General features: G+C 37.2%; 11 protein-coding genes. 3 read left to right on the forward strand and 8 right to left on the reverse strand.

Annotated features, from left to right (window positions below; all coding sequences use genetic code 11):
• A partial coding sequence (locus F3059_RS00005) for a hypothetical protein (protein WP_151165878.1) occupies positions 1 to 1398 on the reverse strand: 1398 nt, incomplete at its 3' end.
• Positions 1399 to 1524: 126 nt separating this feature from the next.
• On the opposite strand from F3059_RS00005, the gene F3059_RS00010 reads away from it, so the two are divergent.
• On the forward strand, positions 1525 to 1887 hold the full coding sequence (locus F3059_RS00010) for a helix-turn-helix domain-containing protein (protein WP_151165879.1): 363 nt from the start codon (positions 1525 to 1527) through the stop codon (positions 1885 to 1887).
• A 6-nt stretch (positions 1888 to 1893) separates the two neighbouring features.
• The gene (locus F3059_RS00015; RefSeq protein ID WP_151165880.1) at positions 1894 to 2547 is read left to right on the forward strand and encodes an alpha/beta fold hydrolase; all 654 of its coding nucleotides are present in this window, start codon (positions 1894 to 1896) and stop codon (positions 2545 to 2547) included.
• A gap of 312 nt (positions 2548 to 2859) precedes the next feature.
• On the opposite strand, the gene F3059_RS00020 is transcribed toward F3059_RS00015, so the two are convergent.
• From F3059_RS00020 to F3059_RS00050, 7 genes are all read right to left on the reverse strand, one after another.
• Positions 2860 to 12216 (reverse strand): RHS repeat-associated core domain-containing protein, encoded by a 9357-nt coding sequence (locus F3059_RS00020; protein ID WP_151165881.1) that lies wholly within the window; start codon positions 12214 to 12216, stop codon positions 2860 to 2862.
• A 2-nt stretch (positions 12217 to 12218) separates the two neighbouring features.
• On the reverse strand, positions 12219 to 12920 hold the full coding sequence (locus F3059_RS00025) for a hypothetical protein (RefSeq protein WP_151165882.1): 702 nt from the start codon (positions 12918 to 12920) through the stop codon (positions 12219 to 12221).
• A 2-nt stretch (positions 12921 to 12922) separates the two neighbouring features.
• Complete coding sequence (locus F3059_RS00030; protein WP_151165883.1) at positions 12923 to 14689, reverse strand: hypothetical protein; 1767 nt, start codon at positions 14687 to 14689, stop codon at positions 12923 to 12925.
• 22 nt (positions 14690 to 14711) lie between these two features.
• Positions 14712 to 20249, reverse strand: a complete 5538-nt coding sequence (locus tag F3059_RS00035) for a hypothetical protein (RefSeq protein ID WP_151165884.1) — start codon at positions 20247 to 20249, stop codon at positions 14712 to 14714.
• Positions 20246 to 20767, reverse strand: a complete 522-nt coding sequence (locus F3059_RS00040) for a hypothetical protein (RefSeq protein ID WP_151165885.1) — start codon at positions 20765 to 20767, stop codon at positions 20246 to 20248. Before F3059_RS00040 ends, F3059_RS00035 begins: the two co-directional genes overlap by 4 nt.
• A 2-nt stretch (positions 20768 to 20769) precedes the next feature.
• The gene (locus tag F3059_RS00045; protein WP_151165886.1) at positions 20770 to 21273 is read right to left on the reverse strand and encodes an OmpH family outer membrane protein; all 504 of its coding nucleotides are present in this window, start codon (positions 21271 to 21273) and stop codon (positions 20770 to 20772) included.
• Positions 21274 to 21831: 558 nt separating this feature from the next.
• On the reverse strand, positions 21832 to 22041 hold the full coding sequence (locus tag F3059_RS00050; RefSeq protein WP_151165887.1) for a YgaP family membrane protein: 210 nt from the start codon (positions 22039 to 22041) through the stop codon (positions 21832 to 21834).
• 161 nt (positions 22042 to 22202) lie between these two features.
• Here F3059_RS00050 and F3059_RS00055 point away from each other — a divergent pair, with 161 nt between their 5' ends.
• Positions 22203 to 22799, forward strand: a complete 597-nt coding sequence (locus F3059_RS00055; protein ID WP_151165888.1) for an MCP four helix bundle domain-containing protein — start codon at positions 22203 to 22205, stop codon at positions 22797 to 22799.
• Positions 22800 to 22936: the final 137 nt, after the last annotated feature.

Here is a 22936-nt window from a genome sequence, read left to right on the forward strand (position 1 = left end):
TAAGTAGTAGTTGTTCACAAGGCTGATTGTCCACCGTTTTTGGTTGCTGTCGTTTATTCTCAGCTTTTTCCTGATTTCTCGATTGGTAAAGGTTTTCTTGTTTTCTACTTCCAAGTAGGATTTGATCTGTTCTAAGTAGTTTCTGCAAGCTCCGTTGAGTTCATCGGATTTGCGGAGCAGGATTTCTTTTAATAGCTGGTTGGTGGCTTCTACATCTTCTAAAGTGGTTTCGATATAGATTTCGCCTGTTTCTTCATCTGCTTTTTGTTCTCGCTGGTGTTGGTGGTAAAAGGTGACGGCTTCGATAAATTGCAAATAGTGGTTGTTGGTTCTCCTGGGCTTAAAGACTTCTTTGGGGATTTGCAGCAGTTCAGCGAACGGGTTTACTACTTTGATCGGTTCAAGTAATCGCTGTGCATTTTGGAGGAGTTTTGCGGCTGCTCTTTCTGCTTCGGTGTTTACTTTTCCTGCACTTAGTTTTCGCTGGTAGTCCATGATCCGGCTGTCCTGTTCTTCGCTTTCATCCAAGTAAATGAGGAAGGATCTGTTGGCATTGTCTTCGTAGATCTGTTCTTTGGTGGTGCAACCGCTCACACTTACCGGACCTTCTACTATGAGGTGCAGGGTTTTGGTTTCTCCTTTGGTGTTCTTGTGGGCTACTGTCTTGCTGATTCGTTTTTTGGATTGTAATTCTCTGAGTGGATAAAGCACATTTTCTGCTCCGTCTAAGTCTTCGATTAAGATCAGTTTGTTTTTCAGTTCTCTTTGGCCGAAGTAGTAAAAAGCGTTTTCTGATAATGTGGTTATTTCAATGCGATCTTCTACGGGCATCAGTTCCCCAACTCTTTCCTGCAGGTGGGTTTTTCCGGTTCCTGAACTTCCAAGGCTGACTATGTGCAAGGGTTGTTCTCGTTTCCTGCTGGTGAAGATCAGGAACATGATCAGGCGGTTTATTTCTTCTCCCACTACTCCGCTTTGCCCGATCAGTTCGTTGGTTCTTTCAAGTAGGTTTTCAGATTTCAGGAGAGTTTCGGCTTCCTTGCGTTCATCATTGCTCAGTTTGGGCGGCTCGTAGGGTTTGGGTTCGTTCTCCTTGATTTGCTTCATCCGGTATTCTTCCAACTGGCCGGTGAGCTCGGCCATGCTCGCAGCAAGTACACTGGTTCCGATCTCTAACTTTTCTGCGGCTCTCCTGATTAGCTTCTCGGTCTGGTTGTCGTTGTACAGGTCTAAGTTGTGCCGCACGGGTGGAACGCTGCTTTCTTTGAGTTCGATTTTCAAAGTGCTGCGCATCCTGTCCAAGCCTTCGAGTTTGATTCCGCCAAGCACGGTGAGTTTGAGTAGATCGTTTTGGTAGATTAAGCTTTCCGGGTTTGTAGTGTTGAACTTTTTTGCCATAGCTACAACTTTTTGTTGAGATTATTTCCACAGCAAAAGTAAAGATTGGTTTATTATTTCTCAACTGTATTTTCTCTTTTCTTTCCACTTATTGCTAAAAATTGAGTATATCTCTACCTTTGTAGCATGTCCATTGGTGAGAACATTAAAGAGATTCGCGAGAAGAAAGGCCTGCTCCAAAAGGAGCTTGCGGCCGAACTCGGTTTGGATAAGTCGTCTTATTCTAAACTGGAGAAGGGTTTGAGAGAAGTAAAGGTTTCAGAGCTGCAGAAGCTTTCTAAGCGCTTTGATATGACCATTGATCAGATCGTCAACTATGAGGGCGACATCCCTTCTGAGGTGTCTTTAGAAGATAAATCTGCGGCCGAACAAAACAGGCTCTTCAACGAGCTGGACGAGGACGACAGACAAACGGTCCTGAAGATCGTGGATAAAATGCTCACCACTAAAAAGTTCAATCAGTTCTTTCAGGAGAATATTGCGAAGTAAGTCACTATGAAATGCTATTGCATCAGTGGTTTAGGCGCAGACAAAAGAGCTTTTCAAAATATAGAGTTCGGTTTCGAACTAATTCATGTGGACTGGATAGAGCCTAAAGTAAAAGAGAGCTTAAGCAGCTACTCCCAAAGGCTATCCACCCAAATTGATAATTCAGAACCATTTGTTTTATTGGGTTTATCTTTTGGGGGCTTGATCGCATGTGAGCTTTCAAGATTATTAGCTCCTGAGCAAACGATTTTAATTTCCTCGCTTACCAATAAAACAGACTTACATCCTTTTATTCAATTGATTTCCAAAACTCATTTACACCGACTTATCCCATTTTCAAGATTGAAGCCTCCCATGTCATTAACGTACTGGCTATTTGGCATTAATACTTCCGCTAATAAAAAGCTTCTGAAGTCTATCATTTCCGATACTAATCCCAAGCTTTTAAAATGGTCAATTGATAAAATTTTGAGTACTGACCTGGTTGTAAAACCTTCTAATTTACTCAGGATTCACGGAACCAATGACAGATTAATTCCTGCTAAAAAAGCTTCAAACGTTCACTGGATAGAAAAAGGTGGTCACTTTATGGTTCTTCAACAAGCAACACAGATCAATAAGGTGCTTTCCTTTTACGCATTAAAAAAGCCCAAACTGTAAAGCCTGAGCTTTTCTTACCATATTCTCGAAGTCAACTTATTTCTGTCATGTATTTAAACAACAGATAAATTTCAAAACCAAGGATCAACAAACTAATACTAGTAATAGCTAGATTTCTACTATAGCGTTTACCATTTTTCCAAACAAAGAATGCAATTATACCTTGAACCAAAATCAAAGGAATACACATAAATATGCTAACTGGACCTGCAAGAAAATTCCCCTTGCTTAAGGTACTTAAGAAGTATACTGGTACTCCACTTAGTAGAAGGAAGACAACAGAGAGCCATTTATATGGGATTTTTTCTAGTGTCATTTTACACCTTCTGATTTTAGCTTATCTGCAGCTTCGCCTATCTTCTTATCTGCTTCTTTACCTGGACGAGCTAGGTCAAAATGTGGGGCATCATCTCCTTCACCTATCGGGGAAGAATCATAAGCACCCTCATAATATTCAAATTCATTAGAAGGGTTACTCAATTTATCCCCTTCAATATCTATCCTCTGTATTCCCCCGATTTTTCCATCAGCCTGATATTCCTTCAATGTTTCCATTAAACTTGACTCATCTGATATAGGACTACCAACAAGAGAGAGGTTATCTACTTGTACTCCTCGATCTGCTAACTCTATAGCTACATGAGCCTGAAGAACGCTTCCGTAACTGTATCCTGCTAAATTTAATTGTTCACCTTCTCCGAGTGGATTAGCTGCTAAATCTTCTACTATCGCATTGGCAGTGGCTTGAATCATGTCAGAGGTGACTTTATCGAACATGCCCTTACTGAAGTTCTTAAATTCATGCGTGAACAAGATATCCCCCATTTTGCCATGAGTAGCACTCATGGTTCTCACATCCTGTATTCCTTTGCTTTCCCATATATCATTAAACCGCTGCTTATAATTCCATCCATCTTGATCATTTCCTGCACCACCAACAAAATAGACTCTTTTCCCATCGGGATCAATCGCCTGAATTGGAGTATTTAAAACAAAATTATAAGGACTAGCAAAAGGATAATCTTGCTGTGCAGGGTCTGTACTCAACCATCTTCCAATACGAGGATCATATATTCTAGCCCCGAAGTCTAAAGAGTTTCCCGATCCTTTTATCTCATCATCCCTTTCCATCCCGTTAAAGCCATAACGATATTCAGGAGAGTTGTAAACACGCCCGGGTTGCATCATACCAAAGGGATAGTAATCCTGCCATGAAACCACTTCTGCTTTTAGTTTGTCACTGCCAACTTTAACTATTTGTATATCATCAACATATGCAGGAGTAGATCCAACATTCTCAAAAGTAATACTCCAGTTTTGAGGGCCCATAAAGCCATCGGATGTTAAATAACTACCACTCGAAGTAGTTTGAGAAATGAGTAGATTTGTTGATATTTTAACTTGTCCGGATACAACACGATACGCTACTGCATAATTTCCAGTGGATAATGAACTAAATGCTTTTGTAGATAAGTCTCCTCCATTAAGTAATTCCATTCGTCCATTTTGGAATACAGCTCCGTTGTTTGAAGACCATCCATGAGACTGGTTATGATCAAAGTGGTGATTCTTGTACCAACGGCCCGCGGCTTGTTGTTTACGATCAGTGACTACGGTTCTTACGTTACCCAAATGATCGCTGATTTCGTATTGTTTTCTACCATAAGTGTTGCTGTAAACTGAAGGTGTATTTTTAGATACTGGATCCGGTAGTGCACAGTTTATACACGTTTCTTCATCGGCCAGGTAGTTCCCTTCCCGCGATGAGCCGTAGATATTCACTTCATTCAAGCTTATATTGTGAATTCCTTTCCTTATATCTTCTTCGTATTTGTAAACCATCAGTACATTACCCTGAGCATCTCTCAAATATATGGTTTTTATAATTCTTCCTGCATCTGAAACTATTTTCATTATACGATTTCCCGAGGCATCATATCTAAACTCGAGTGTAATGCCTCTATTATTAAGGATCACGCGTTTGATCTTGCCGTTTGGATTCCACTCAATATCGAGGTTCTCTCCACTATCATGTATCAGGTTGCCAATTGCGTCATAATCATAATTTGCTGTTGTGGAGGAAGGAAAGTCATCTCCTGCTGATGCGGTAGCATTGTCTTCTACGCTGGTGAGTTTGTTGAGGCTGGCCGGATCTGAATAGTTGTATTCTAATTCATCAAAGGTGTTTCCCTGGCCATCGCTCCTGCTCAACTCCTGAAGGTTGCCGTTCAGGTCGTATCCATAATCTGAATCAAATACGCCTGTGTTTGAATAATGTGAGGTGGCCTGTAAATCCAGCTCTTGTAAGGTATTACTGCGAATTCTGTTCCAGTAATCGTAGCTGTACATATTGAGTTTAGCGCCTATGGCGTAGTTACTTCCTCCTGTGTTTTGACCGGCTCTTGTGTTGGATACCCAGTAGCGAATATTCCCGTTATAGAGATTATCGAATTTATCTTCCCATGGAGATCCGGACTGATTGAATACAGGCATTTGATCTGAAGCGTTTACAGGGCTACCTCCCGAGGTGTAATAACCACCTATATTTGAGCCTTCACGTTGGTAGTCTCCGTTGTAATAGCCTAATTCCATAGCGTACTCATCCGGTGCTGCTGAGTGGTTTTTCTCGAACAAACTGAGTGGGGTTATATTGAAATTTGAATAAGTACCACCATCATAAACGGCCATCGTTTTAGTGTATACTGTAATAATATTTGAAGTTCCTCCATTATTACTCGCCCAAAGGCCATCACCTGCATTGCCGATACTGTTGATCTGCTCCACAATTTCAGTAGCGATATCTACTGAATCTAGCTCATCGAGGTATAATGTAGAACTTATGGCATCAACATTACCTATCCCATAAACTTTAAAATTCATAGAAGATATAGAAGGACCAGGCTGTGTAATTTCATCTACTTTGAACTTAGCTGCATAGAAACCATCTCTACCGGGATCATTTTGGAAAAGTGAATGGTTCATGCTCTTGAGCCAGCCGTGAACCGTGTATGCATTATCATTTCCCTGTACTGAATACTCACCCAGCTGTTTCCTAAATAAGGGGCCGTGTTTATAGTACTCATAAGAAGCGTCTTCATCCCAAACTTCCCCGTTGAGTGAAGTTTGCACATTCGTTATACGGTTATCAGCATCGTATTCGTATTTATAGAAAAAAGATTCATCTCCAATATTTCCACCGTAATTATTGACTTTTACCATGTTTACATTTCCACTTATTTGATCATATTCATACTCAATAGTTCTAAAGCCAAGTGGGTAAATATCTTTTATTAGCAATTTTACATTGCCTTGAATATCATAACTATAATATGTTTTTACAGGATGATTAGGATCTATTTGATCAATAGATTCTGTTTTCCAAATCCTGTTTCTTACGTTTTCAAGAGTTATAGTACCTAAACCACTAGATGCAGGGTCAGTTACCTGTACAGTGTTATCTGTCCCGTAGAATGTTTTTGTTACATTATTGACACTTGCAACTCCATTTGCTAAGCTATTAAGACTAGACCCTGTATAGGGATAATAAGAATCATTTTCCACTAATGGTTTGTAGTAGGTCCTGAAATTATTTACTGAGCTAAACTCTACCTCACCGGAAGCTATCACCCGATCTAAATAATCATAAATGGTAAAAGAGGCTTTGTTATCGATTTTTTGTTGTGCGTTCTGGCTCATTCTCAACTTTTTCTTGTAGTTGTAGATAAACTCTGTCACGCCTCCATCAGGTGTCTTTTGCCAAACAACCTGTTTCAAAGAATTGTAGCGGTATTCCGTTACATTGTCATGCTGGGGGAAAACCGGATTTAACCCATTTTGCCTGTAATCCTGGGCCTGATTAATCTGTGATTGATTCAACGTATTCACTCCTTCAGGCGGTACAGTAGAAATAAGGTTACCGGCCCTGTCATAATAATAGAGTGTATAGCCATCGTAGTTAACCTGATACGTATAAGACAGGTTATCATCCATATTGGCAATACAATCATTATTATAACTTGCAATAAGAGCTTGTTTTTTCGTTTCTAAACATGATGAGAGATAATCAAAAGTTTGATTGGCCACATAATTCGCAAGATCATCCTCACAGGTAATCGGCTCTACCTCAGGTAACGGCTCTTTTTCATCGGGATCTTTGAACTCCCAACGGAGGCAGATTTCGCAGGCATTTACAGAGTTACACGGGCTATCTCCATCCACAAAGTCAGATAAATCATCACCCCAACCATAATGTTCTTCATCAACTATAGTATACCATCCTAATCCATTTGGATTAGATCCTTGTGATTGATTATAGAAAAAAGACGAAGGACTATTTAACTGATTAATGTTACTTTGATTAACCTCAAACACTACATGAAAATCATTGACAGGATCAAGCCTTATATCATCAAAGAAATATTCCCAACCATTAAACTGCATAGGAAAAGGAGAACCTGAAGAGTTTCCGGAAATTGTTAAAGGTCCGCTTGAATAAGGAAAACTCGAGTACTGTGTACAGGCTGAGTCTCCTAAAAAATAATCAACAATTGGCTCTCTCTCTTCTTTACACTCTAACCTGAACCTGATTCCTTCAATTGTTTTAGAAATAAAACCTACTGGAGATATAGAATTTCCTGTAGAAACGTCAATTTGATCATGAGTCATTCCATAAACTTCTACAATAGCTCTGTAATATGCTCCATTTATTAAAAAGTTTTGATCTTTTCTGAATAGGTCAACTTCTCTAACCGTTTCATAACCTCTCTCAGTTGTGGATGTGGAACACACATTTCGATGAAACGGTCTATTGATAACTAGATCCTCTAATGCATCTTTCCAAAAGTCAGATACTTTATCATTAAATTCTGATAAATTCGAGGGTGTCAATTCACTTCCATGGTAATCCCCTTCAACCAAATCGTACCCGTAAGGACAATCTCCCAGTGGTATATCATCAATGTATGTTAAATCACATACAGGTGCAAGATCACCTAATAAATATGGAAGGTTATAATAATAATTGACCACTTCAAATTCACCGTTATTCCCAATTGTAGCAGGTACATTACCACTCTTTAATAACTTCCAGGTAGTTCCACTAAAATCATCTGATGATCTTGCCTTTACAACAATATCAACAGAACTTCCACCTGCATGTTCTGCAAATACATTAGGTGTGCTCCATGTTTGATTGATTTCATCTACAATATCCTGTTCAAAACCAGAAGTTTGCCATGAAACAGCATTATCAGTGATATAATTGAGGTTTGTCAATACGGTATTGCTATTAACCTGGGTTTCCTGACCCATTTCAAGCTGAAGGCTCTGACCTGTAGATCCGCTCCCTACGTTTACCGTAGCCTTTAACATGTTATCATTATCTGAAAGATTCTGATAATAGTACCATGAAGGATGATCTTTACAAAAACCATTAACTTTAGGGACAGCATGCATGATTTGGTAATCATCAAAGTAGAGATCGACCAAAGCAGTTTGCGTTACGTTTTCTGTGAGGCTACCATTACTAAAAATAGGGCAGGTCACATTAGGATCTGGTAAGAATGACCAGGAAACTTTATGATCTGAATTCCAGTTTGTACTGGCATTGTCGCAATGGAAAGCAAAATTAATTTCAGTGATTTGATCATCAGAAAAATCATTTGGATCAGATCCGGGGTCATAAATAACTGAAGTTACAACAGTTAAATTAGCATAATAACCAGAATTCACTCCCTCAAGATCGTAGAAATAATCATCTGTTTGTTGGACAAATCTTAAGTTTGATCCATAGGATGCATTTGGATGAATTCGAGGATCAAAAGGGTTTCCACCTCCTCCCGGATAATTTGCCAGTAACATAGAGTTTGCCTGGCGATAACTTCCTTTGAGTTCTTCATTCCATGATGAATGAATAAAATTAATAATATCGTCTTGTACAACATCAACTTCACCTGCTTGAGAGTATTCAGGTACACTTGGTGGATTAGCTACCCTCTTTATTTTAGGAGTATATAGTAGAGAACGCTTATATGCCTCCTGTTCATTGATCACTTCATCAGTAATACAACTATTACTGGCTGCATCACTAACGCAATCCACAGTAAGTCCGCCCGGGCAATTGGGACAGTTATCCACTAAATCACAAAAATCGGTAGTACAATTAGATCCACCACTACCACAATTGGTACAGTTCTTTTCTTCGAGCTCAGCTACTTTCTTAATAACCTCCATTTGACACCCTTCGAGACAAGTCAGAGCTAAGTTATTTTCAATACACTCTCTTTCTTCAGGAGAGAATATATCATTCCAGCCATTTGCTTCAGGCCCATATAAATTAGGATTAGTTTCCAAATTAACAGCCTGCTCTTCATTGTTAATGGCCATTTCGTAAGATAGCCTTTTAGCCTCGCAAGCCTCTTCACACTTCTCGATCATTTCATCAATAGCCGAAGTGGTGCTCTGACTACCATCTATAGTTGGTACGCTTGGAGGATCATTTAACCCTTTGAGACAATCACAGGCATTTTTTGCTAACTCTTTCCTTATTTCTGCTTCAGTCCCGCTTGTTTGAACTGCAGAGGGATAGAGGTTCGTGTTGATACATTGCCAGTTTTTAATTTCTGATTGATCAGTAGTGCTGGTCGAATTTACAGAAACCGACACTTGATTTATCTGGCTTGAGTATGGCGTTAAAGGAGCAGGTAAAGAATATGATGTAATTGCTCCGTCATGATAGTAGATAATTTTTGCAAAGGGGTCATTCTGCATAACTGCAATAGCGTTCTGCTCTTCTGGACTGTTCCCTCCAGGTGTATATTGCACGATATCAAAATAATTTCCACAAACTTTACCATAAGGGTCAGATCCTATACAGTCGAAAAAGTTTTTCATAACGTCCAGGTGTTGATTTGGTGATGGAGCCGGTGTAGATGGTCCGGTTGCACTCCCTCCTGTTCCCTGACTCAACATTTCCACTTTTTGGATATTCCCATTGAGCATTTCTTCATAAGCCAGTATACACGACATGATTTCACTGGGTGTCATTCCTTTATCACAAATCAAGAAATCCAACCAATCATTAACATCATTAAAACCTCCACTTTGCAACAAATTGTAACTCGTCAGGTCTCCGGGAGCAATTTCAAGGTAATCGGTATAGTCGTTACCATTATCTAAAAGATAATTCTGTTCTTTATCTGCAATATCGATCACCATTTGTGTTAAATCATCGAGTTGCTGAGCGTAATTATCACCATCACAAGTAAATGAACCTTCGTCTGGACAAGAAAATTCATCTGGAGTAAAAGGGCCGCAGCAGTTATCATCAGGCGTCATCTCCTCAAATGATGTAGTTAAATCTTGTATTGCATCTTCAAGTACTCCATCCCCGTTAAAAACTTTAACCTTCCGCTCAATAACATAAGATCCCATTGGAAGGTAAACTTTGGGAGATGGTGCTATACCTGATAACTGAGATAATTCTGAAAAGTGTATTGAGTTATTAACTGATCCATCAGGATTGAACAGCCAATTTGCTCCATCAACAGAAGTAACAACGCTGTTATTTAGTGCTGCTAAATTTCCTATAGCTCCAAAACTATTCAGCTGGGTAATATCACCGCAGTTATCAAATGGCCCTACAACAAAAGAAAGCGTAGCATTTCGATCTGGATCATCGGGGAACTCAACTGATCGAACGCTTATATCAACTTTATAGCTGCAAGAATAACAGTATCCGCAATCGCTACAACCATTACATTCAACTCCAAATGAAGCCGGTGTAAATGAATAATTGAGAGTAACCGGAGTTACTTTATCAACATTGTTTCCGTTTATTTCTGCACTTTGTCCGCCAGAAACAACAATATTGGTTGAGCTAAAATTCTCTTGACCTGAGTTAGCTGATTCAGGTAAACTACCATAAATATCCAAAAAATTATTACCTCCAACTCCCAATAAATTATCCAGAACTACATCATTGTCAAGAAAACTGGCAAGCATTTTCCCGCTCTTCGAGTAATATTTCATTGTTCTAACCCCGTTTGGATCAATCGAAAGAACCTTGTAAGTGTTTTTAGCAAGTGGAGCTTCACTACCAAATAAGCGATCTAGTTCAGATTGGGCCGGAGTTCCGTAAATGTTGGTTGTATTATGATTATCAAGTGGATCAAGAGAATTATTTATTTCGAGGTTTTTTCCCGGAGTTGATTTCTTGTAAACTCGTCCTGAAGGATCGTTTTTATACACCGTTCTCGAAACCACATTTTCAGCTTCAGGAATTACTTCTGAAGAAAGCTGGTCTACGTTATTATCACTGTAATACTCCCTTGCAGCCGATGTATTATCAATAGTTAAAGGATTAAAAGTGTTGGCATCGGTATCAAAATCCTGAGCCGTAAGAGGGTTTCCGTTCTTTGTTGCTACTGATCCGTCATATCCCAAATAATGCTGTTCCACAGGACTAGGTAATACAGATAGTGACGGTCTTCCCATATGATCATAAGCAGACTCCTGTTTCATTACATAATTACCAGAAGATATCCTGCTCTGTTTCTGAATAGGTTGATTTAGACCATTTGCATAGGTAATTGACTCACTTGATTTACCGTGCTCGACATTGACCTTTTTATATTTCCAGTTGACATCATCATCAAAGGCTGCATCAATAAAAAAGTAACCTGAACTCTGCGAACCTGAGCCTAATGAGTAACTCGATAATGATGAATTATAAGTTAACGTCAATGAAGGAGAGCCTGAAGTATTTAAAGTGAAGTGAGTACTAGCCCCCTGTACATCGTTAGCTATATCTCCTCCCCCTGTCCAATCAGAATAATTGTTAATTCTCTCTTCTTCGTCAAACTTGTTACCAATCCCTCTAACTCTCCATGCATAAAGCCCCCTGCCATCAATAGGAGTAAAAGAGTATTGATTGTCGTCTAAAATTACTCGGGTAGCGTTTTTCCAATTGTAATCCCATATTATGTTATAACCTCCATTTCCATCACTTTCTATACCTGGTTCTGCTTTGATTATCTCAACCTCGTATTTTTCAAAATGATATTTAGTGTTTAACCCTACACTTGGATCAGAATAATTAAAGTCATCCCATTTCAAATTAATCCTGTTACAAGCACCATTATGGTTATTTACACAACTGGCATTAAGACCGACAAGCTCTATTTTTGAATTTGTGAATGAATCCTTTCCGGATATTTCAAAGTTGTCTTCTTTGAAAACCTTTACAATCGCTTTTTGACTGAAATTATTTTTAGAAATATTGCTGAATTCTACTGAATAACTCCCATAACTAGAAACTTCATACTCAATCACACTCTTTGTTCTATTTACTACACCTCCAATATTCAATGTTCCACTTTTTACAACATTACCTCCGTTATCTTTTATTTCGATAAAAACAGAAGCATTCCAACTACCTGAGCCTGGTGTTACAAAACCCACATCTGTAGCTAATTCAACTTTTATCTTCTGATAATTATCTATTATTTGGTTATAAGAATTAGCTAGAGATGATGGATCACTCACAGAAAAGCTCACCGTAGGTAGCCCCCCACTATTAGTAAGCAACTTCTCACTAATTACCTGAGGATAAACAGATAAAGAGAGTGTAGAAAAGACAATTATTAGAGTAAGTTTATATAATAGCTTCATAGTTATTGAAGTTTTTTCTGTGTAAGGTTAATGATGTTGTAATCGGAGTATTTTTTTAACAGTGTATTTAAGGTTACTTGTGAATGACATTGTCCATCATGAAACTTATTTAAAATGTATTCCTTCATCACTAAGTCAGTTTCAGGGTCTTTGTAAATCATTTTACTGTAGGTTACAGTATTATATTTCAAATTGACATTAGACTCTACTTTTAATAACTCAACATTTTCAAAGGCATCTTCTTTCATCTGCAAAGCCCATGATATAGCTGATTTACTTTCCTGAAACTTTACAAGATCAAATTTTCTCCTTGCAGAATCCAAAACCGATTGAAAACTATACTCTTCTGGATAAACTGCATTTTCTTTTTTATCTACGTACTTGAAAATTAGCTTTTCATCCTCATGCAGAGCGGTAACCTGAATCGAGTCAACATTGTAAACAGAGATCAATTCATTTTCAAAAACAATGCTTTTACCATTGTAACTGACATTAGCAATAGTCTCATACTCCTGATTATCATTCAAATACCCCCTATTCACAAGATTGAAGCTTATACATTGATTCGCTGTTTTCAACTCTTCAAAGGCAGAGTATTTGACAATCTTATCAAAACACTTCTCTTCATAGGAAGGAGTCAATATTTGAGTCATTCCAAACAATGTCATCAGGTTAAATAATATTACTGTAAGGCAAGTTTTCATAGTTACCAGTTTGATATACCTTTTTGGTTATTACCTCCTTCGGAGATTGTTTGCATTCCTTCTTCTGTCTCTACAAGAATTCTTCTCAAATTCCCTCCACTGTCGTACTGATAAATTTTAGCAAAATGCTGATCAGAAAATACAGCATTCAATCTACCTGCATGATCATACACATAACAACTTGAAGAAGATAGAGAGGGTTTGATAACAACATCATCAATGTGTGCATTTATAGAACTACTATTATCATAATGAAGACCAATAGACAACTCAGAGCCTAAAGACAAACCTTGAGACTGAAGATCAGTAGGCTCAATTATAGCTTCAACAAGACACCATCCTGAAACACACTTGATAATATTAAATTGCTTTTTAATTACAGTAGAGGTAACTGTCCAATCACTATTCACTTCAACAGCCCATAACTCAAGGTTATTATTGTATATAAAATTATTCCCTTTTGATTTAACCCACATACGTGTAGTCAAGCCGGAATTTATAACGTTAGCTGTTACAGGTTGAGCATCCTGATTCTTTTTTCTCAATACAAAGGCATCTACAGATGTTCCTCCACTAGCATTAGAATGCAAGTCATAAAGTTTCATACATTTTGTACCTGTATGAGCAAATTGAGTTTCAATAACACCATCTACAGTGTTATAATAAGCACCGTTATCAAGGGTCGATTCAGCAACAGGAGTAATGGTATGATCAGGTATTACATATTCATTCTCGAAATCCTGATAGTAAACGGCATCCTTTTGAGCATTTTGAAAAACTGCTGAAATTTTGGAGTTATCGTATGACTTATACAAAGCTGAGCTTACTATATCACTGGCATTAACTTCCTCTTCAGGTTGACCATTTGCTGATCTTTTATCAATGCGTGAAGTCGCAAACCAATCTCCACTTGCACTTACACTTGGATTATCCCAATCGAAAGGAACATAGCCAAAAGTTCCCCGATCAAACATTTTGTAATTGCTACCTGTTTGGTTAGCCAGAAGATCATCATCTAGTGAATGATCGTAAAGGTAAGATGCCCTAACTCTCCATTTATTTCTTTCGCCTGTTTCATATTGATTCGCGTGATCCTTGAACCTTTCAATATCAGCTTGGCCTGCGGTTGATGATCCGTTAAACTCAAAAGGATACTCCTCATAATCATAATTCCATACATCTGAGAGCATTTTTGCTTCTGTATGTATTACTCCGGGATTTGATTCTAAATCCTCCTTTAAACTAATGCAACCAAGTGAAATATCATCAACACAATCACTATATGACATAAATACAAGTTCCCCATTATTTTGGTCTACTGCAAACTGTCCCTGATCAGATAACATCGATTGGCCTGAAGACAAATCCGGTACAGAAATTCTATCATCGCAGCACCCGTAGTCTCCGTTCGATTTTTGAAGGATTACATTACGACAACGTTCTGTACATGTATAACCTGTGGCGCATGGAGTGTACCAATAATAATTAATATCTAACCCTTTTGCACAAATTTCATGTCTTCCTGAATAGTAAAAAGTCAAAGTGATACTTGATCCAACTTGAGCGTTATAAAGATTTCGAAAAGTTCCATTTCCCTTATCAATCCGAACTAAAGGAATGCAGTTCGCATTATTGATATTTGTAATAGTCAATATCGCCTGATTCCAATTACTTGGATGTTGCGTTACCGTAAAATCAAAATCACAAGATAACATCCTTGTACTCAACAGAGTTAGGAAAATAAGTAATATTAATATCTGTTTCTTCATATTGAAAAGGGTTGATTAGTAATTACCAGGTCCAGGCTTGTTCTTCACAATGAATAGTTTTAGTTCCTCCACCACTTAGAATAACAACTATTTCTTTAATTGCGAGATGTACAACACCAGGTACACCATTTGCTGCAGGTTCATAATAGATATCATATACAATCTCCTTAACATCAGCGCTTGAATAGTTGATATTTATGTTAAGAGCATTACCCCAACTAGAAAAATTCGTTAGATCTACGTTGTAAAACGGACCTGATACAGTATGATCATTATAATAAAAAGATCCGGGTGTAAAGTTTATACTTCCTAGCTGATTCTGCATTGCTTGAGCAAGCGGATGATTAGGATCCAGGTTGGATGTGTATGACATGTAGTTCCCGTTTTGGGTAAGAAATACTGTTTCACCAATTGTCGTTGTTAGGTCATTAGTATAACCACTTTCATGAACTTTTATTGAGAGTATTGAAGAGCTAATCTGACCACTTGCATTGCCGTTATACATTGATTTAGCCAGGTAAACTCTATTCGTAGTGTTATCGACCTCATCTATATGAAATAACTCTGGCTCACTTAACCCAGGATCTCCATTGAGTTCAATAAAGTCTCCTTTCACAAAATTACTTAGTTGAGAGCATGCGACATTTCCACCTGCATCAAATTGCAAATAATATCCATCATTTGAATCGTAACCTCCCGTTATAGATCCACCTACAGGAGGCAATGTAATTAAGTCCTCATTCACATATGATGGTCTCAGGTTTTTGTACTTCCAACTTCCCTTGAATTTTTGGGTGGTTAAAGTATTATTCATCTCAGGAGGTGCATTTGTACTGGCGAGATAATCTGTAAAGTCTTCACTTTCAGATGTCACAACTGCTTCACCGGTATAATCATCAAAAACAAGATTTTCAGTAACTTTTTTTCGACCTTCTTCAACAGCCGTTATCTTTTTGAGAATGAAGGGGTGTGATACAATTTTAGTTATTGCATGTTTCCTAAGGTTATTTTTTGAAATATTAGCAGATATGCTTGCAGAAGCTGGTATTGGAGCAACAATTGGAGTTACTATTGGCGGTAAAATAACTCCAAAATTCATTCCAGTTAGCATTACATCAACTCTTCCCCCAAATGAAACATCATCTAATTTTTGACTGAATCCGCATATTTCAGCTTCAGTCCCTAGTTGATTCACTGGTACATTGGTGATTTTTAAATCTTCACCCATTAATTTCACGGTTCCATTTTGATCATAATAAGTATAATCCTCTCTACTGTAAAGAGTATTGTTACCATCATATTTTGTCGTACTTTTTGGACTACCATGTCCTTGAAAAGTATGAAACTCAAATCCCTGTGATAAATACCTAGTTTTCCCAGTATAACTTACACTGACTCCAATATTTCCAAAGCTTACACTTCCTGCCAAGCTGGTTGGCAAGTCTCCCATAGGACCGTTATCAACTTCTAATTGAGTTTTTTTACTTTCAAAACCAATATGGTCTTCTTTGACGGTATGAAATTCATGAACTGTTTTACCTGTTGTGTTTTTTCCTTTATAAATCGGCTTAACCTCTACCCTTGAATAACCTATACTGGGGGATGGAAGTACACCTTCCCCTATCGGGCCTTCCTGACTGTACATATCTCTTCCAAAAAGAATAGCCTGTAGATTTCCCTGACTACCTCTTTCAATTGGAGTTACTAATGCATTTTCTTTACGACCAGATGAGGGTTCATTAGTAGCAACTCCACTAGAAATAATTTCATCATCAGCATTCGTAGTAGTGTAAGAATATTCAGATCCAAGCAATATTTCCCCATGATTATCTGATGATGTTCCTTCATCCATGAATAACAATCGTTTTACACGAAGTCCTCCTCCGAGTTTACTGTAATAAGTTCTTGACGAAGACACCGATCCATTGTATTTATATTTCCTGAAATGACCGGAAGGAACCGCCAATCTTACCATTGACATATCAGGCTGAAAATATTTACATACATCAAAAGTGGAAAAGCTATATGCTAAAGCGCTTAAAAAGGAAAGCCCCAGCGCTTCTTCATCACCTGAGTCAACGGATGAAGACATAGAAGAAGCATTCGAACCACCATCTATTTTTAATTTTCTCTTTGTTTTATAATATGACTTACAAACTTTTTGAGGCATCTCTCTCTTCGAAGTAGTTCCTGAATATGAAAAATGCCACTCATTACTTCCCAGAGAAGATGGAGTCTTAAACCTAAAGAATATACCATATGAGTCATATCCATAACTATCCGGTCTGGCATACCCCTCAATAAACTCCGTATCATTCTTTTTATAATTAGGAGACTGGCCCAGTAAAGCATATAGATAACTAAAATACAACCGTTCTTTATTCACTAACTGATGTCTAAATAAATCATCCGTTAGCTCTTTCTTTTGACTAGAAGTTAAATTGTTAAAGTCATGAATTCCGAGCGATGAAAGATCCAAATAATATTTCCGGGTAGAATAATCTTTTGCTTTAGGACTGGTATGTTTTAATCTGACCATCACACTTGCATTCTTATTTTGCACGTAGTGATAATCATTCTCTTCATATTGGATAACCATCTTTCCACCTGAAGGCAATTTTATTTGCTTGAGTAGATATGCTGCAGGATCAGATGATTTATAATCTGGGTTCTGATAAGTGTAAGGGAAAAACTTTTCAAGGTCAGTCACATGCGTTCCCTGAAACTCGCTATCTAAATAAGAATAATCACGATAACTTCCCCATCTGTCAGAATTTACAGGGCTGTAAGGAGGGTTTGAGTTACCGAAATTACCGGCAGTGTACCATCCTACTCCTTTAAAATCAACATAATTCCCGGAGTTATATGGAGCTGGATATGAATTAGGATAATCATAAGTGAATTCGTATGGTGATATCTTGCTTTTCACAGCCCCACCAGACTCAATATAAACTCGTTTAAGTGTTAACTTTCCTCTATTTCCTGTACTGTTATTTAACACATTAGGAGTTAAGTCATAATCATATTCAAACTTCACTACCTTTTCCGGCTGTGCTCCCGATTTAGGCTCATAAAAATAATTAGAAGAGCCACTCTTAAATTCACAGTTATCAATTGCATATAACTCGATTCTATCTAGCTTCTGTAACGCTCCTGAAGGTTGACTCAAATCTGCATCAAGTGCCTGAGCAGCAGTTGCATTATTCGGAACTCTAGCAGGCTTACCATCATTTCTGTCTTTTGTAATAAAAAATGCTACGTGACTCTTAGATTCAATCGAATGGATATAATAGACTTCTTTTTCACCGTAGGAAAAACTTCCCATATCGTCATTATCCTCAGATAAGCTTCCAAGGGAGAAATTAACTCCCTTGTACGGAGACCTGTAACCAAACCACTTATTTCCTGATTGCTTTCCTCCGAATTCTCTCTTATAATTTACCTTCGTATAATTTCCAAAATCATCACGGCTTGGGCCATTGCCTGTCCTGTCAATATAATCCTTAGAAAGCATTGAGGTCAATAAAAAAGCTGTCGGATAAGAGTTACCATCCTCAACTCCTGATTTCCTTAGTGAGTTTGCATCAATATCGCTTGCAGAACCGGAAACATCCTCAAGTACATTTTGAACAGCCCATTGTGGTGATGAAGAGAGCCCACTCCCTTTAGGGAATGAATATTGTAATTCTTTCTCGTTTCTGACATAAGCAGGTAAACCATACACCTGTTTATTTCCATCGGGAGTTGTCATCGCAAATTCACCCAAGCCATTTTCCTTGTAAGTTGATCTTTCAGTGTTAATATCCACAATTGAGCCATCACTATCTATTATCTTTAACTCTTTTTGGTTGACAGCATAATGAGTATTGGATGAATTTGAAACACTACCATTTGCTTCTTTATCAAATGCAGTATTTTTAGATGTTTCAATATATTGACTGCGTTGTTTCGATTTATTCAAGCTACGGTAATCGGCTCTGTTTGAACCATTAAAAGGAATATCAATATCTGCATTAGAAAGAGAGGATGTATTAGTTAAGTTCCCCTTTAACATGGGTTGGTTCCAACTAAGATCGTAATACCCTGCCTTGTCCCCTGAGTTTCTAAAAAAATACTTTTCGTTAGATTTTGGAAAATCAATATCATTTAGAAAAACTAAATTATCTTCTTTCCACTTATCAGTCTCAGTAGAATGATAGCTCCCCCCAATTCCACCTCCAACTCCAGCAGTCATGTTATATGGAATAACACCTGGAACTGGTCCAATGATAGCAGGAATATCTGTATCAATACTTACATCGGCAGAAACATCAAAGCTATAAGTTTTATTTTTTTTATAATGTCCAAAATCTCCTCTAAAAGCTCTGAAACTACCATTACCAGCAAGTCCTGAATAAGAGAAATTATCATTAGAAGGAATTGGATACCCGATCACACTTTCTCTGGGCTGAAAAGTTTTATCCATTTCTAAACCAAAGTCCATTGCCGCATTTGGATCAGAATCATACCCCTTTTCATTATGAAAATATCCATAAGCATTTAGTGTGTTTTTCTCTTCAGTATTTTGTTTAGTAAAAGTACCAAATATCCCAGCTTCAAAATTTAGTGGCAACATCAAGGGGTTTACCCCAGCTTCAAATGCAATTTCAGTAAAAAAACCTTTGTATTGGGTCTGTAACGAGGGATAAGGCTGAGTCTTCATTGACATATTTGAACTAAATGAAAATGAATTTATTCCTGTTCTATTACCACCAGATTGAGATTTTTTAATGGCTGTTAATATTTTTTTTGTTTCTCCTGGCGATCTCAATAATTTGCCAATATTACCTGAGGTAAGCGCTTGGATATCGGCTATAGCGAGAGTAAGTTGAGCATTCTTTGTAGCTTCTTCTTTTTGTTTTTTCCTTTTTTTGTATGTGACAGCGTTCTGTAGAATAGCAGCAGGGTTTATTGATGGATTAAATCCAAATTGTCCTGCTGAGTATGTTAAATTCAAATTAGCAACGCCAGCAAAATTGAACCCCATACTAAGTGTTGTTTTGAGGCCAGTGTAATTATTATAAGACTTACTGGCACTTCCTGAAACACCCAGATTGCCAAATTTCATAACATCCATACCCAGTCTTGTCCCTGCACTTACTGTCCAGTTTGGCTCTGTTCTGGAATGCTGTACAACTTTTTGAGACCCATCATATTCATCAGGGTAGCCGTTCTTCACTCGATCAACAGACCCTACATTGAGATCCCATCCTAAACCTACCCAACTGGAAAGTGAATTTGTATTAACCTTTGAACTGTTGTAAGTGAGGTTCAATGGATAGCCGTTAGGAATCTTTAAAACTGGTAATGAATAATTAAAGCTTCCATTAAATGTATTTACTGCATTTGAAGAAGTTATTGGTGAAAACGAGCCATATTCAGGCATTTTAGAATGGCCTGTAATTGCATAGGTAATTGATGGTCTCCACATCTCTATTAAGAAAAGCAAAATCAAACAAATAGCAGATAAACGCTTTCCAGTGGTTATTCCTTTTAATTTAGGTCTTTTATTATTAATCATTTATAGGATAAGTTTTTAAAGTGTAGTTGATATTCAGGTATACCTTCATGTGAAAAAATAAAGGAATATTCTTCGCCTTTTTTCAGTCTATTAAAGGTTCCAATAAGTCGAATCTTATTCGATTGAATCGGTCTTTTTTCTTTAATGAGGAGTTCATTATCAATCCTCAACCCTGTGCTATTCTCTACTTTAAGATTCCCATTTCCATGTTCTTCAAAAGCCCAGTTTAAATATTTGAAAATCCTCTCTTTTTCATTTTCAAATTCTTCCTGAATAGAAATGTCTAAGTACACTGTAGAATACTTTCTATCCTTACTTTTACCTTCTATCAGGTTTAAAAAATCATTAGGAATTAAGATAAAGTCATATTTTAACTTACTTCCTGTAATTGTCTTCGATAAATAATCACTCTCTCTTATGTAATCAAACCACTCCCCGCGAGTGGCTGGATCATTACTACAGTTGGTTAACATGATGAAAGTGCCCGTTAGCATAAGAAGTGACAGAATCCTTTTCATAACTAATCCTGATTAATGTATTGAAGTACATCACTGGTTATATTCATCTTATCATTTCCATACATAACACTTCCGTTTTCTGTTGCTCCAATTATCAAATCAAAATCATGTTCATCACCATACTTCCTAACTTTAGAATTAATTAGGTTAAGTATTCCAGCAGACAACTTTTGTTCTTTTTCAGACACTTTTTTCAATTCTTGCTCTCGAAACTCTTTAAATTGATTCTGCATCTTTTTAAAATTTTGAACTCTAAATTGAGATGCCTCATCATTTTGGCTGGTTTGTCTTATATTCTGATACTCTACAGACAATACATTCTTAAAAGAATCTACCTGTGTCTGGCTTTTTGATTTAATTCTATCAAGTTCATTAAGCATATCTTCAGTTCCCTTATATTCTGAAATTAAAGTTGATGTATTAATGTATGCTATTCTATTTTCTGTTGAGTTTTTCCCGCAACCAATAGACAGTATTGCAAGAAGTAGCAGATATGAAATTTTCATTGAGTGACTTTTGAAAAATATTGATGGGGTCAAAAATAAGCGCTACACATGTCGGGTTTTTCGCTTTCGGCTGGCGGATTTTACTACATTTTCATGTCGGTTTTTACGCGCCTCTTATGTAGGCTAGAAATATCAAGTGATTTAGAATATTACAGATTTGTTAGATAGAACTTTCTAGAACCAAACCTGCATATTCGACACTTTTTTAGAATTCACCTATTTCTTTAGGAGACATGATATCAATTATATTATGTTTCGGTTAAATCCGATATCTATCTGTGGTTGTTCAGGATTCTCGTGTTTCTAACATATTTAAATCACGAGTTACTGGAAAAAGCCATTTTAAGGTGGTTTTAGCGGTTAAAAGTTGTTGAGTAAGGTATTTATATATTTGGATTTATTTCAAACACATTCTTTAATAAATTGACAAACTGGATTTTACAGAAGTCACACAAGGTTACCAACATGTTTGATACATTACCCATTACCAAAAAAAGCCTATTCACTTTGATAATGAATAGGCTTTTTTTACATCATTTTTAACCGGAAGTCAACTAATCAGCCTTTCTCAGCCGAACAAGTATTGATACCAAAAACCGTGTATAGACCACAAAAGCCAAAAATACTGGTGATCACAAATGCTCCGGCTAAGACAAGCATTATAACTCCTTCCGCACCAGGTAAATCCTGAGTGAAATACATTACTATAAAAATCGCTGCCAGAACTAATCTGGTAACAGTATCAACACTTCCCATATTCTTTTTCATAACGACTATTTTTTTACAATCTGCTTTAAAGATATAAAGTTATCTGCATACATAACGCTTTAATAATTAAAAATTGATCCTTTGTAGAGAAGAAAGATTTTACAGCAACATTAGTGCGTGGTGTTTTTACTATATTTACAAAATAAACACATTCAACAGCTATGACGATATTCAACAAAATCAAATGGATTCTCGCTATTCTGGTAGTATTTGTATTGATCGTAGCGACAAACCTCATCGATAAACGCAACTTCAAGAGCATTAGAGATTCCATCGTGACTATTTATGAAGATAGGCTCATAGCTAAGGATATAATCTATGAGGTTTCTACAGCAGTCCAAAAGAAGGAAGTAGCTTTAGTTACAAGTGATTCTGCGTTTTATAAATCTGAAAACGAAAGTGTCAATCACAGTATAGATAATCAAATAAAGAGGTATAAAAACACCAAACTAACTGAGCAGGAGCGAAAAGTATTTGAAGACCTCAAAAAAAATATTCAGTTGTTATTAGACGCTGAAAAAAGCAATGCTCCAGATCAAAGAATCCAGGAAAATATTGAGGATGTTAAGAAGAATTTATCAGCTCTTTCTGAAATTCAGCTCGATGAAGGCAAAAGACAATTAATGCTCAGTAAGCGAGCTATGGACTCCATTGAATTATTTACTGATATCGAAATATACATTCTCATTGCACTGGCTATCTTAATACAGATAATTGTGGTTTATCAGCCTAAGAAGAGAAGACAAGGCGATTATTAAACATAATTTATTTTCCTTATCAGTTTCGTTCAATTCAGCCTTGAATAACCCGATAACTCTCTATCACTACATTAAAAATGTAACTTAGTTTTGCCGCCAATTATTTCGAGAGCCTGGGAGGCTTATTGAAATGATGT

Origin of the sequence: Salibacter halophilus (assembly GCF_008806325.1) — a bacterium.
Classification (GTDB): domain Bacteria; phylum Bacteroidota; class Bacteroidia; order Flavobacteriales_G; family Salibacteraceae; genus Salibacter; species Salibacter halophilus.

What these genes read in the sequence shown, in the direction of transcription:
- F3059_RS00015 (WP_151165880.1), top strand. Translation starts at nt 1,894, where the DNA reads ATGAAATGCTATTGCATCAGTGGTTTAGGCGCAGACAAAAGAGCTTTT.
- F3059_RS00055 (WP_151165888.1), top strand. Translation starts at nt 22,203, where the DNA reads ATGACGATATTCAACAAAATCAAATGGATTCTCGCTATTCTGGTAGTA.
- F3059_RS00035 (WP_151165884.1), bottom strand. Translation starts at nt 20,249, where the DNA reads ATGATTAATAATAAAAGACCTAAATTAAAAGGAATAACCACTGGAAAG.
- F3059_RS00045 (WP_151165886.1), bottom strand. Translation starts at nt 21,273, where the DNA reads ATGAAAATTTCATATCTGCTACTTCTTGCAATACTGTCTATTGGTTGC.
- F3059_RS00050 (WP_151165887.1), bottom strand. Translation starts at nt 22,041, where the DNA reads ATGAAAAAGAATATGGGAAGTGTTGATACTGTTACCAGATTAGTTCTG.
- F3059_RS00010 (WP_151165879.1), top strand. Translation starts at nt 1,525, where the DNA reads ATGTCCATTGGTGAGAACATTAAAGAGATTCGCGAGAAGAAAGGCCTG.
- F3059_RS00030 (WP_151165883.1), bottom strand. Translation starts at nt 14,689, where the DNA reads ATGAAGAAACAGATATTAATATTACTTATTTTCCTAACTCTGTTGAGT.
- F3059_RS00040 (WP_151165885.1), bottom strand. Translation starts at nt 20,767, where the DNA reads ATGAAAAGGATTCTGTCACTTCTTATGCTAACGGGCACTTTCATCATG.
- F3059_RS00020 (WP_151165881.1), bottom strand. Translation starts at nt 12,216, where the DNA reads ATGAAGCTATTATATAAACTTACTCTAATAATTGTCTTTTCTACACTC.
- F3059_RS00025 (WP_151165882.1), bottom strand. Translation starts at nt 12,920, where the DNA reads ATGAAAACTTGCCTTACAGTAATATTATTTAACCTGATGACATTGTTT.